Annotated in this window: 11 protein-coding genes; all 11 read left to right on the top strand. The window is 47.7% G+C overall.

Annotated elements, in window-relative coordinates:
- Positions 1–12: 12 nt before the first annotated feature.
- The 11 genes from GQ51_RS03370 (at position 13) to GQ51_RS03320 (ending at position 12,993) form a co-directional block, all read left to right on the top strand.
- Entirely contained in the window at positions 13–1,503 is a 1,491-nt protein-coding gene (locus GQ51_RS03370; RefSeq protein ID WP_081987075.1) for an oligosaccharide flippase family protein, read from the top strand.
- A gap of 3 nt (positions 1,504–1,506) precedes the next feature.
- A complete protein-coding gene (locus tag GQ51_RS03365) occupies positions 1,507–2,766 on the top strand; it encodes a hypothetical protein (protein ID WP_047549763.1) in 1,260 nt (419 codons plus the stop codon).
- The gene (locus tag GQ51_RS03360) at positions 2,763–3,551 is read left to right on the top strand and encodes a glycosyltransferase family 2 protein (RefSeq protein ID WP_047549760.1); all 789 of its coding nucleotides are present in this window, start codon (positions 2,763–2,765) and stop codon (positions 3,549–3,551) included. The genes GQ51_RS03365 and GQ51_RS03360 overlap by 4 nt, the downstream gene beginning before the upstream one ends.
- Before the next feature lie 8 nt (positions 3,552–3,559).
- On the top strand, positions 3,560–4,717 hold the full coding sequence (locus tag GQ51_RS03355; protein WP_047549757.1) for a glycosyltransferase: 1,158 nt from the start codon (positions 3,560–3,562) through the stop codon (positions 4,715–4,717).
- The gene (locus GQ51_RS03350; protein WP_047549756.1) at positions 4,714–5,904 is read left to right on the top strand and encodes a glycosyltransferase; all 1,191 of its coding nucleotides are present in this window, start codon (positions 4,714–4,716) and stop codon (positions 5,902–5,904) included. Before GQ51_RS03355 ends, GQ51_RS03350 begins: the two co-directional genes overlap by 4 nt.
- On the top strand, positions 5,901–6,470 hold the full coding sequence (locus GQ51_RS03345; RefSeq protein WP_047549753.1) for an acetyltransferase: 570 nt from the start codon (positions 5,901–5,903) through the stop codon (positions 6,468–6,470). The genes GQ51_RS03350 and GQ51_RS03345 overlap by 4 nt, the downstream gene beginning before the upstream one ends.
- Positions 6,467–7,315, top strand: coding sequence for a glycosyltransferase family 2 protein (locus GQ51_RS03340; RefSeq protein WP_047549750.1), 849 nt, complete (start codon positions 6,467–6,469; stop codon positions 7,313–7,315). Before GQ51_RS03345 ends, GQ51_RS03340 begins: the two co-directional genes overlap by 4 nt.
- A 7-nt stretch (positions 7,316–7,322) precedes the next feature.
- Positions 7,323–8,609, top strand: a complete 1,287-nt coding sequence (locus tag GQ51_RS03335; protein ID WP_047549748.1) for a glycosyltransferase WbuB — start codon at positions 7,323–7,325, stop codon at positions 8,607–8,609.
- Positions 8,610–8,616: 7 nt separating this feature from the next.
- Complete coding sequence (locus GQ51_RS03330; protein WP_160279995.1) at positions 8,617–8,961, top strand: VanZ family protein; 345 nt, start codon at positions 8,617–8,619, stop codon at positions 8,959–8,961.
- A gap of 169 nt (positions 8,962–9,130) precedes the next feature.
- The gene (locus GQ51_RS03325) at positions 9,131–11,278 is read left to right on the top strand and encodes a DUF6600 domain-containing protein (protein ID WP_152604106.1); all 2,148 of its coding nucleotides are present in this window, start codon (positions 9,131–9,133) and stop codon (positions 11,276–11,278) included.
- A 320-nt stretch (positions 11,279–11,598) separates the two neighbouring features.
- Positions 11,599–12,993 (top strand): undecaprenyl-phosphate glucose phosphotransferase, encoded by a 1,395-nt coding sequence (locus GQ51_RS03320; protein WP_052177679.1) that lies wholly within the window; start codon positions 11,599–11,601, stop codon positions 12,991–12,993.
- Positions 12,994–13,008 lie beyond the last annotated feature (15 nt).

Here is a 13,008-nt window from a genome sequence, read left to right as displayed (position 1 = left end):
ATTTAATTTTTTATGATTAATACTCGCCGCTTTATCAGCAATGCCTCAGTATCTGTTGCTCAGACTGTAATATCGAGTTTGATTTTATTTGTTCTTTACCGATATCTTATTGATCACCTTGGTTCTGAGCAATTAGGTTTATGGTCTGTAGTACTGGCGAGCACATCAATTGCACGTCTTAGCGAAATGGGATTAACAGGAAGTGTTGTTAAGTTTGTAGCGCGCTACTATGCACTTAAAGATAATAAACAGGCGGCAGAAATTGTGCAGACAGCCGCTATTAGCATCGCATTTATAATGGGATTTTTGTGTCTAGCAGCTTACCCGTTATTAGATAACTTGTTGGTGTTGGCTATTCCTTCTGCATCAATGCCGCAAGCAATGAGCATTTTGCCGTGGGCAGTCTTTTCTTTATGGCTAAGCAGTATAGCCGGTGTATTCCAATCAGGCTTGGATGGTTGTCAGCGCATGGATATACGCAACATACTGATGATTTTTGGCAATATATTTTTTCTCGTAGCAGCAGTTTGGGCGGTACCTAGTTTTGGTTTGGTTGGTCTGGCGATTGGGCAGACCTTGCAAGTTATATTACTTATGCTGGCAAGCTGGCTTGTCCTTCGAAGGCAACTTAAAACATTGCCTTGGCTACCCATATTTTGGCACAAAGAGAAATTTAAAGAGATGTTTAGTTATGCTGTTAATTTCCAAATCAACTCTATTGCAATAATGCTGTTTGACCCACTTACTAAATTATTAATGAGTCGATACGGAGGGCTTTCGAGTGCAGCATATTATGAAATGGCCAGTCAATTAGTACTAAAGCTGCGAGCCTTAATTATTGCAGCAAATCAGGCGCTTGTGCCAGCAGTAGCTGAGTTGTACGAAATCTCACCTGATAAGGTAAGAGATGTTTATCTAAAGGCATACCGATTGTTATTCTTCGTGGTGATCCCTTTTTATGTCGCCATTTTAATTACGCTGCCAGCGGTCTCGATGCTATGGATAGGCTATAGTGAAGCGCAATTTATAATCTATGGAACCGTTTTGATAGTAGGCTGGGGATTAAATACATTAAATGGTCCTGCTTATTTCATCAATCTGGGTACTGGTGATCTGAAATGGAACTCGATTTCACATGTTTTAACGGCGATTTTGAATGTGTTGTTAGGTTTGTTATTAGGTTCTATGTATGGTGGGATAGGTGTAGCGATTAGTTCAATGGCAGCATTGGTTGTAGGGAGTGGATTTGTTATTTATACACTGCACAAACGATACAAAATTTCATTCAAAACAATTGTTCCACATGAACACTATATGTTATTGATAGTAATTTTTGGGTACATTTTAATATCTATATGGATAAATTCAATGTATCTCTTGAATCAAAGTATTGTTATTTCGGGTGTTATTAATGTGAGTGTCTACTTAGTAAGTATTGGTGCTGTAATGTGGGTTCATCCATATAGGACGTTGTTGCTCCAGCGTTTTAAGAAGCGTGTTTAAGAAATGATTTTTGCTTTTTTTGCTTCATTTCTTTCCTTTGCACATATCAGCGTGGGTGGTGAGCTTTACATCACAGAGCTACTGTTTGCTGCTTATCTTTTTATTTCGATCAATAGATACCGCCTATTATCTGAGCCGTTGCCGCGTAATATTCTCCTGCTTGGTGGTTTGTGGTTGTTATCGCAGATTGCGACAGACATGATACGGGACACACCATCTGAAAATTATCTGCGTGGTTGGGCGGCAATTATTTTCTTCCTGATCGATTTTTGCGCGGTTTACATCATGGTGCGACGTAAGCCTGGTGTGTTGCGAGTATTGATTCTTGGAAGCTCATTAGGGGCGATATTCGCTGTGTTGGCTTTGCCGACCGACTATTCAGAAATCGAGCCATGGAAGTTTGGCTATGGTTTTCCTGTGACGATGCTGGTGCTCTTGTATTTATCGACTGGGAACAAGTTTAAATCTACAGCTGGGCTTTTGATATTGGTGATGCTGGGTATGTTAAGTGTTTATTTGAATGCCCGATCTTTGGGTGGGATGACGATATTGACCGCTGCGATTCTTTATCTAGGTAAGCAACCCGGTTTTAGAAGTTATGCAACGCAGCGTAGTAATCCGGCCAAATTAGCTGGAATGGCAGCAGCGGTGTTGATGGCTGTTTTTTGTATTCTTTATATATATCAATGGGTTGCTGAATCAGGTTACTTGCCAGAGAAAGTGGCTGAGAAATATCAAATGGGCAAAACTAAAGATGCCGGATTATTGGGGCTGATTGCCGGCGGTCGCCCTGAGATATTAATATCTTCGCAAGCTGTGATTGATTCGCCCATTATCGGGCATGGCTCATGGGCAGAAGATTCAAAGTATACGTACATGCGATATGATGCAGTAGCCAAGTTAGGGTTAGACGTTGACGAGGCCTATATGAAATACAGCGTTGAATCCAGCGATTTGATTCCAACGCATTCAGCGATCATGCAGGCATGGGTGTGGGCTGGTTTGCTGGGCGCTGTATTTTGGTTGTTCATTTTACGCTTCATCATGCGTATTACCTTCGCATCATTTACATCATCATATGCACTACAACCCTTGGTTATTTTTAGCGGTATTTCTGCAATTTGGAATTTGTTGTTTTCCCCATTCGGAGCCAATGCACGCATCTCATGGGCTATAGTTTTAGTGGTCATATTTATTGGGAGTACGGTGTTGAAATCCAAAATATTTGAGCACAATGGTAAAGTAAAAGGCGTTATTAAATGAAAATATCCATCGTAACTATTTCATACAACCAAGCTCAGTTCCTTGAACGGGCAATTCTTTCTGTGATTAATCAGAAGTATTCTAATATTGAATATATTGTAGTTGATCCTGGCTCTACAGATGGCAGTAGAGAGATTATTGAAAAATATCGAAATAAGATTTCAAAAGTAGTCTTTGAGAAAGATGCTGGAGCTGCAGATGGTCTTAATAAAGGTTTTGCATATGCAACTGGTGATATTTTTTACTTTTTAAACTCGGATGACGAACTGTTGCCAGATGCCTTTAATAAGATTGTTAAATTTTTAACTGCTAACCCAACGGTGGATGCAGTCTCTGGTTGCGGATACTTTACCAATGCTGAAGGTAAACGGCTGCGTCGTATCGTGCCATCTAAACTAACCTCATGGCTTTATGTGCATGGCGGTGTTTCAGTTTTTCAGCAAGGAACATTTTTCCGTGCAAACTATTTCAATAAGGTCAGAGGGTTTAATGTTGAAAATAAAACTTGTTGGGATGGTGAGTTGTTTCTTGATATGAGCCTAGCCGGTGCAAAGTTTGCGACCATAGGTGATGATTTAGCGCATTTTTGTTTGCATGATGGTGGAATAACCGGAAGTGGCCGTTTAGAAGAACAATACAAAAAAGACACGATGCGATTATTTGTCAAAGGGACTGGTCGACAAAGAAATGCCTTTGATAGCATTCAGGATACGTTAGCGAGAATAGTTAAAGGAATTGTTGATCCTGCATATTACTTCAGGCGTATTTCAACATTTTTTAGCTAAATTAAATAATGAATAATAGAAGTTTGTTGCAGATAAAGCGTATTGTTTTCTGGGAACCTTGTATATCACCGCATAAAGAAGACTTCTTTTCTGCTATCAAAAATATAAAGCCTGATATAGAAGTTATCTGCTGCGCAAACAGCAATCTATCAAGTGAGCGTCAATCGCAAGGGTGGCGTATTAAAACTTCTGATAAATTTCAAACAATTTTGTCACCTAATCAAGCTCAAATAGATCAGCTTGTAACTGAGTATTTAGACACTACTTTGCATGTTTTTTCAGGTATCCGCTGGGTGCCAAGTATTATCGCTGGTCTTAAATCAGTAAAACGTAATCGAGCCAAATTTGCCATTATGTCTGAGCCTCGAGTACGAGAGGGGTGGAAAGGTGAGTTGAGATTTTTACACTCTTGGTTGACAGAAGGTTGGTTGCGTAAAAACTCTCAGTTTGTTCTGGCTCAAGGTGGCAATGGGCCTTCGTGGTTTAAGTCTGTAGGGTATCCTGAGAATAAAATTTTCCCGTTTGCTTATTTTATTGATCCACCTAAACAACTTGATTCTTTGAGCCATAAATTACGTGATTCTAATCTTCTTATTCATGTTGGCTATGTAGGTCGCTTAGTTAAGATGAAGGGTGTTTTTGATCTTATAAATGCTGTTGCTAAGCTTGGTTCAGTTGTTCAGTTAAGTATTGTTGGTTCAGGGTCAGAAGAGCAAGCGCTGAGAACTAAATGTCAAGAACTGCACTTAGATGCAAACTTTTTAGGTGTAATGCCAATTCAAGAAGTAAGTAGCTTTATGAATAAGTTAGATGTATTGGTATTAGCTTCTACATCAAAAGACGGTTGGGGTGTTGTCGTTAGTGAGGCACTCATGACTGGCACCGCTGTAATTGCTACACCATTTGTTGGTGCCTCAATTGTGTTGAGTAAGTCATCATTTGGAAAATGTGTTCCTGCAAAATCACCTGATAGCATTGCCCAAGCAATAATTGAACTCCAATCCCAAGATGCTTACTCTGAAGATATGCGTATACAACGTGCTATTTTAGCAAGGCAGTGTTTGAGTGCAGAAAGTGGTGCTCGATATTTCCTGGACATAATTGAATGGCGATTTCTACTGGCAGCGAGGCCTGCACCATTTTATGAAATAAAGGCTGTTAATTGAAAATCCTCCACGTAATTTCTTCAGTCGACCCTAAAGGTGGCGGCCCAATTGAAGGTATTAAGCAGCTTAACCTCCCTGTGCGTGGCTTAGGTGTTCAGGTTGACATAGTTTGTGGTGATAACGATAGCGCTGCATATATAGCTGAAATCCAGGCTTTGGCGGCCAGTAACACTGCGGTAGGTATCCCTGGCACGAATGTTATTGCCTTGGGGCCTTCTTATTTTGGTTATGGCTATACCCCCAGATTAATCCCCTGGCTGCGGGCGCATGCGCATGCGTATGATGCCGTGATTGTGAATGGCATATGGCAGTACCATAGTTTTGCCGTATGGCGAGCTTTGAAGGGCACCGCAACGCCTTATTATGTGTTCACCCATGGCATGTTAGATCCTTGGTTTAAAAACACTTATCCGTTAAAGCATCTAAAAAAATGGCTCTATTGGCCTTGGGCAGAATATAGGGTGTTGCGTGATGCACGCAGGGTGATTTTTACCTGTGAAGATGAGCGCTTGTTAGCCAGGGAATCTTTCTGGCTATATAAAGCTAAAGAAGCCGTCACTGCTTACGGTGTAGCCAATCCACCTGCCGATTCTGATGATCTGGTTTCAAAGTTTTTTGCGCAGCACCCCCAGTTGCAGGGTAAGCGCATTGCTTTATATCTCAGCCGCATTCATGAAAAAAAAGGCTGCGACCTTTTAGTAGAGGCTTTTGCCAAAGTGGCGCAGCGAGATGAAAGCCTGCATTTAGTCATGGCCGGGCCAGATCAAACAGGCTGGGTCGCTAAATTAAAAGCGCAGGCGGAAGCATTGGGTATTGCACACCGCATTAGTTGGCCGGGCATGCTGCAAGGTGATATGAAATGGGGTGCATTCTATGCAGCCGAGGTGTTCTGTTTGCCTTCGCACCAGGAGAATTTTGGCATTGTGGTTGCAGAAGCCTTGGCCTGCGGTAAACCAGTGTTAATCAGCAACAAGGTGAATATCTGGCGCGAGATAGAGGCCGATGGCGCGGGGCTGGTTGCAGCAGATAACTTAAGCGGAACGCTATATAACCTTGAACGCTGGTTGAACATGACCTCAAATGAGTTTAATGCAATGAAAGCAAAAACACAGCTTTGTTTCATGAGCCGTTTCCATGTACAGCGTGCGGCAGGGCGGCTGCTGGAAATCATTCGGGAGAGTCAATGATTCTGCAAGGCAATGACCCTTATCGCGGGGCATCATTTTCACTGGGCAATCGCTTAATGCGCGTGGTTTGGGGTGTGGTGTATCTAATGCTGTTTAGATCGAGCCCACGTCCTTTGCATGCATGGCGTAGTTTTTTGCTCAGGTTGTTTGGTGCAAAAGTGGGTTCAGGCTGCCATGTTTACCCTGCGGTGAAAATTTGGGCGCCATGGAATCTGGTTTTGGGTGATCATGTTGGTGTGGCTAACGGTGTGAACTTGTATTCTATGGATAAAATCAATGTCGGTGATTTTGCCGTTATTTCACAAGGTGCGCATTTATGCACGGGTAGCCATGATTACAATTCCAGTAACTTTCAGTTGATTACTTCACCAATTGCCATAGGTAGCCGTGTGTGGTTGTGTGCAGAGTCTTTTGTTGGGCCTGGTGTTTCAATTGCAGATGGTTCTGTGGTGGCTGCGCGTAGCGTGGTATCTAAAACCATAAATGAGCCTTGGCTGGTTTGGGCGGGTGTGCCCGTAAAGCAGGTTGGCGTTCGTGATAAGCAGCGGGTTTTAAATCAAAAATGATTTCAGTATTAATTCTTACCAAAAACGAACAGCAAGATCTGCCAGGCTGCCTCGAGAGTGTTGCGTGGTCAGATGATGTTCACGTTTATGATTCTATGAGTACGGATGATACGGTTGCCATTGCAGAGCGTTTTGGTGCAAAGGTTACTCAGCGTGGTTACGGTGAGAGTAAGCTTGCTTTTGGAGGTGATGAATCGGCGCATCGAAATTGGGGTTTAAGCAATCTCCCTTTCAAATACCCTTGGGTTTTTGTGATAGATGCTGATGAACGTGTTACCCCTGGTCTGTTGGCCGCCATGAATGCTGCGGTGAACGAGCCGAATGTTTATGTGGCGTTCCGTATTCAGCGGCGTGACTTTTTTATGGATACATGGCTAAAGCATGTGCAAACATCGCCGTTTTACATTCGCTTATTTAAGCCGGAAAAAATACACCACGAGCGAGTGATCAATACGGTAACTATCGTTGATGGCCCTATAGGTGACATCGCAGGTTACCTGGATCACTTTCCGTTCAGCAAGGGCATTGGTCATTGGGTGGATCGGCACAATGCTTACAGCCGCTTTGAGGCGCAGCAGATTGTTGAAAACAGAGCAAATCAGGCAACGTTCAGTTTAAAAAAAGCCTTCATGGCTAAAGATTTTAACGAGCGCCGCTTTCATCAAAAAGAGTTGTTTTATCGGCTGCCGTTCCGCCCGTTTATCAAGTTTTTAATCTTGTATGTTGGCAAACGCGGTTTTTTGGATGGTCGGGCAGGGTTTACCTATGCAATGCTGCAATCCATTTATGAGTATTTTATTGTCTTAAAAACTCGCGAGCTAGAAACCAATAAGAAAAAACAGTGAGTGTGTTGTGCGCATTTTGATCCACGGTATTAATTTTTCACCCGAACTCACCGGCATAGGCAAATATTCCGGTGAACTGGCTGAGTGGCTTGCCTTGCAAGGCCATGAGGTGCGGGTTGTCACTGCGCCGCCTTATTATCCGCAGTGGAAAATAGCGGATGGCTATGCAAATTGGTGGCATAAACAATCAGTTAATCTTGCAAAGCGTTTGCCGGCAAGTGGCGGTGGTCTATTGGTGTATCGCTGCCCGTTATGGGTGCCGGCTAAGCCATCCGGGTTGAAGCGGCTGTTGCATTTGGCCAGCTTTGCTTTAACAAGTTTACCGGTGATGCTGCGCCAGGTTTTCTGGCGGCCTCATATTGTGTTTGTGGTTGAGCCGCCTTTGTTCTGTGCGCCACAGGCGTTGCTGGTGGCAAGGTTATCAGGCGCCAGGGCCTGGCTGCATGTTCAGGATTTTGAGGTGGATGCAGCGTTTGATCTGGGGCTGATTAAAGGTGCGCGTTTGCGCAGCTTTGTTGCCGCCGCAGAGCGTTGGCTGTTGTCGCGCTTTCATAAGGTTTCTACGATTTCGCAGCGCATGCTGGATCGGCTTCTGCTTAAAGGTGTTGTAGCTGATCAGTGTGTGTTTTTTCCAAACTGGGTAGACGTGAGCGCTATTGTGCCCAGCCCGCAAGCTGCCGGATTGAATGCCTCACGGGCAAATGCCTTAAGTTACAGGCATGAATTGGGTATAGATGCAAATGCAGTTGTAGCGCTGTATTCTGGCAATATGGGCGGTAAGCAGGGGCTGGAGATTTTGGCGCAGGCGACAGTGCTGCTTGGTGATTTAACGGGTATTGTTTTTGTATTTTGTGGCAATGGAGCCGAGCGACCCATGCTGGAGCGCGAATGCTCAGGCCTTGAAAATGTTAGATTCCTCGATTTGCAGCCATTAGAGCGGTTAGGCGAGCTGCTAAGCATGGCGGATATTCACTTGCTGCCACAGCGTGCTGATGCGGCCGACTTGGTGATGCCATCCAAGCTTACGGGTATGCTGGCGAGTGGCCGCCCGGTTGTGGCAACTGCAATTGAGGGCACCGAGTTAGCAAAAGTAGTTGCCGGATGTGGGCTTGTAGTGCCCCCGGCGACCCCGATGCTGTTCGCAGATGCGATTAAAAGATTGGTGAACGATGCAGGTTTACGCGCTGGCTTAGGTGCTGCCGGGCGTAAATATGCAGAGGATTTTCTGGATAAAGGTGCAGTATTGAGCCAGTTTGAGTTAAATATCAAGCAGCTGATCAATGCCCAAAAGTGAGAGTGATTTGGTTGGTAAATTTATGCGCCTGTTAGGATTGGTAGTGGTTGTGTTCATGGTTGCTTCATTGTTCATAGGCGGCGCACAGCCAGGCGCAGGCAGTTTGTTCCACCCGCCTTGGGATAAGCTCGTGCATGCCGGGTACTTTTTTGTGCTCACTTTGCTTTTGTATCGATTTGTTGGATTGCCGGTGGTCCTGGTCGTTGCAGTCTCTTTAGCGCTTGGTATGGCTGATGAAATTCACCAGACTTATTTACCGGGCAGAACCGCCGACTGGGATGACTTTCTGGCTGACAGCATAGGTGTCGCACTGGCGCTGGCGTTTGCCGGGCTCATTTTTAAACGCAAATAATACTTTTGCGCTACGGGCAATGTGATTGCCGGTGATGGATTTTTTTGCCGTGTTTGTATGCTTGATGGGGTGTCAACTGCAACCATGAAGATACGTTAACCAGTTATTGTCATCCCGCAAATCGCGGGGGATGCAGACACGATCCGTCATGAATAAAGCAGGTGCCCAAATGCTTACCTTTTCCCGATTCACTAGCTCATTAATGCTGTGGCTGCTTTTAGCCTTTGCCAGCGCTAATGTGCTTGCGCAAACTGATCCGCAGCGATCCGCAGTCAACCCGCTACGGCTTAGTTATACCACCGGCAATGTGTCTTTCTGGCGCAATGGCGCAGAAGACTGGGTCGACGCTCGCCTCAATACACCGATCATCAGCGGTGATGCCTTATACACCAGCCCTGATTCCGTGCTGGAGCTGCAAGGCGAGGGACGTATGTTCATTCGCGCCGATGACAGGACGGAAGTGTCCGTAGTCAGCCAGACACCGGATTTTCTGCAAATCAAGGTAGCCAGCGGGCGCGTTTCCCTGGATATCCGTACCTTGCCTGTCGCGGGTTATAACATTGAAATCGCGACCCCGCATGCTGTGTTTACGATCGACCGTATCGGTTATTACCGCGTGGATGTAAACGGGAACGTGCATTTCATTACGCGACGCGGCGGTGCAGCTACGATGACGCAGGCCAAGGGGCAGGCGCTGGTTATTCTGCCCTCTGAAGAAATCGTGGTGAGTGAGGATGGCCGCGCAGAGACCTATGTGGCTCCGGAGCCCAATTCCTGGGACCGCTGGAATGATGAGCGCAGCAATGACCTGGCGGATGCGTACAGCGAGCGCTATATTACGCCGGGCATCGCAGGGGCGCGTGATCTCGATTATTACGGCAATTGGCGTACTACCGTTGAATATGGCCCGATATGGGTGCCGGATGCCATGCCAGGCAACTGGGCTCCTTACAGTACCGGACGCTGGGTGTGGGATCCTTATTACCAGTGGACCTGGATTGATGATGCGCCCTGGGGTTGGGTGCCATTTCACTACGGACGCTGGGTGCATTACGCCGGTTACTGGGCCTGGACTCCCGGCCCCGTTGTTACCGTGCGCCCGGTGTATGCACCGGCATTGGTGGCGTTTTTCGGGGTATCGTTCGGCAGCCCGGGGTTTGGCTGGGTTGCCCTGGGCTGGGGTGAGCCCTGTGTGCCGTGGTGGGGATATCGCGGATTTGTCGGCAAGCCGTGGTGGGGTAACTGGGGTGGGCCGCGCCTGGTGAACCATAAACATGTGGATCCCAGAAGGGCGATCAATATCAACAGCATCCAGTACAGCAACAGTCGCGTGAAAGATGCCATTATCGCAACCTCTGCCGAGAACTTTGGCAGGCACCGTATGCAGGAAACCGCACAGCGCCTGCCTGCACAGACTAAAGAATTAAAACCGATGCAGGGTGCGCTGCCGATGAAACCGGGAGCCGCGAACCTGGTGGCTGATGCCCCCAGGGCTTCGCGTCCGCCGGAGCAGATAATATCAAGGCCGGTCGTGGTTAATAAACGGCCGCAGGAAACCAAGCTGCCATGGCAGCCTGAAGCGCGGTCAACGGGCAATGATGAGCCGCGCTATCTGCAACCGCCGAAGTCTGGCGTTACGGAGCTGCGTCGCCCTGAACCCGGCACCCAGCTAGGTCCCGAGCGCGTTCGCCCGCCTCTGCCGTCACGCTATGAAGATTGGCGGCCGCAGCCCGCTCCTGCAGCGTCGCCCAAAATGCGTGAACCTGGCAATAGCAGTGTCAACAGGCCGGCTGGCGCTAACCGCAATAGTTCAAGTGCCGGCACGGTTGTTGAGCCGGGTAACGGCAATGTTGCCAAACCGGATACTGGCAGTGCGGTTGAGTCCAGGCCGAACCGATTTGAATCACGCGAGATCACAGAGCCTTACAGATGGCGTGAACCGGCAGCACGTCAGCAGCCGATGCCGCAAGGTGAGCCGAACCTGAGGCAGCCATCGCGGGGAGGTCGCGATGGCGATGTGCCTGCGCAGATACGCATTGCGCCGCAAGAGCGTTTGCCGCAGGTGCCGGCAGAAATGCCCCAGCGCCAGCAGCGTTTTGAGTCAGTGCCACAGGTAGAGCAGCCACGCGGCGGGCGTGCAGAATTGCCGGGCATGCCTGCCAATCGGGTCTATCGAGATGTGAACCCGGGGCGTTCTGATTTTGGCCGGCCGGAGCAGGGAAGGGCAGTGCCGGAAATGCAGAACCCGGGCAGGGCTTTTCAAGGCAGGCAGGACCAGGGTAGACAACAAGACCAGGGTAGACCTCAGCGCCAATAGGTCGTTGTGCATGGCAGCCCGGCGTTGCCTGCACAACGCTGTGAATATTCCGTTCAGGCGCGTTTTATTCCTTAAAACATAGGTAGTTGCTGCTTGGCAGTGATTGCTGACAGCACGCGTAAAGCCATCTGTACCGGTGTTATGCCTGTAACAGAATACTGCTACTTAATCACCGGATTTCGACTATAATAAACCATGACCAAAACCGCCTCTAATGGCGAGTTTAAATAATTTCAGGTGATGCGCAGACATCTCCTGGAAATAACTAATAAGCTAAAAATAACTAATAAGAAAGTGTAAACTGCATGCCGCAAGGTGGAATGATTCGTCCCCATCAAACCAAGTTTTCCGTAGCTCATAAATTTGTCGATAGTCTGGTCATCATGCTGGCAATGGTCATCAGCACCGGACTGCATAATGTCACCTTCGATGGGCAATATATCAATGCTGCCATTCGTGCGATATTGATTTATCTATTGTTTGCCAGTGCAAACCGGGTCTATGGTTCGTGGCGTATCTCGCAGCTGTGGCCGGAGATTCGCAGCGTTACGATTGCATGGGTTCTGGCGCTGGTCGTGATGGTAACGCTGGCATTTCTGACTAAAACTTCAAGTAACTATTCAAGGGTCGTCATTGTCGCCCATGCGCTGATAAGCTGGGGGTTGCTGATTGGTTACCGGATACTGTTGCGCCAGGCGCTGCGCTATGCGCGCCGTCAGGGCATGAATAGCCGCAATCTGGTGATTGCAGGCACCGGCGCTGCGGCGCAGAGCATGGCGCTGGTTGCTCTGGAGTCTAAGTGGCTGGGGCTGGATGTGTTGGGTTTCTATGATTACAGCCATCCTATTGGTTTTGTGCCATTGCCGGACTATCCGGAATTAAAAGTGCTGGGCAGCCTGGAAGACATGGTGCAGGAAGTCAAGCTGGGCGGGGTTGACCAGATTTACCTGGCGTTGCCGCAACATAAAACCGTGGAGCTTGAGTTCTGCGTGAATGAGCTTGCCGACACGACCGCTACCGTTTATATCGTGCCCGACATGCTGACATTCGAGTTGATGCATGCGCGTTGGTACAACATGAGCGGCGTGCCGGTGGTGAGTGTTTATGAGTCGCCATTCAATGGCGTAGATGGCTGGCTCAAGCGTGCCGAAGATGTTGTGCTCTCATCGCTGATTCTGTTGGCGGTAGCGTTGCCGATGCTGCTGATCGCGCTTGCGGTAAAGCTGAGTTCGCCGGGGCCGGTTATTTTTAAACAGCGTCGTTACGGTCTTAACAGTCATGTGGTAGAAGTATGGAAGTTTCGCACGATGCGGGTTTGTGAAGACGGCGATGTTGTGCCGCAGGCAAAGCCCGGTGATGCACGAGTGACGCGCCTGGGTGCCTTTTTGCGGCGGACTTCGCTGGATGAGTTGCCCCAGTTCATTAATGTGCTGCAAGGGACAATGTCGGTAGTGGGGCCAAGGCCGCATGCCATATCGCATAATGAGGAATATCGTAAGCTGGTGCATGGCTATATGTTGCGCCATAAGGTCAAGCCGGGCATTACAGGACTGGCACAGATCAAGGGATATCGCGGTGAAACCGACACGCTGGACAAGATGCAGAACCGCGTCAGGTGCGATCTGGAGTATATCCGCAACTGGACCGTGTGGCTGGATATCCGGATTGTCGTGCTTACCGTAATCAGGGGGTTTAACAGCAAGCATGCCTATTAGCCCTATAACCATGGG

It is taken from the genome of Methylotenera sp. G11, from assembly GCF_000799735.1.
In the GTDB taxonomy this organism is placed as follows: domain Bacteria; phylum Pseudomonadota; class Gammaproteobacteria; order Burkholderiales; family Methylophilaceae; genus Methylotenera.
This window is presented reverse-complemented; position numbering and strand designations above follow the sequence as displayed.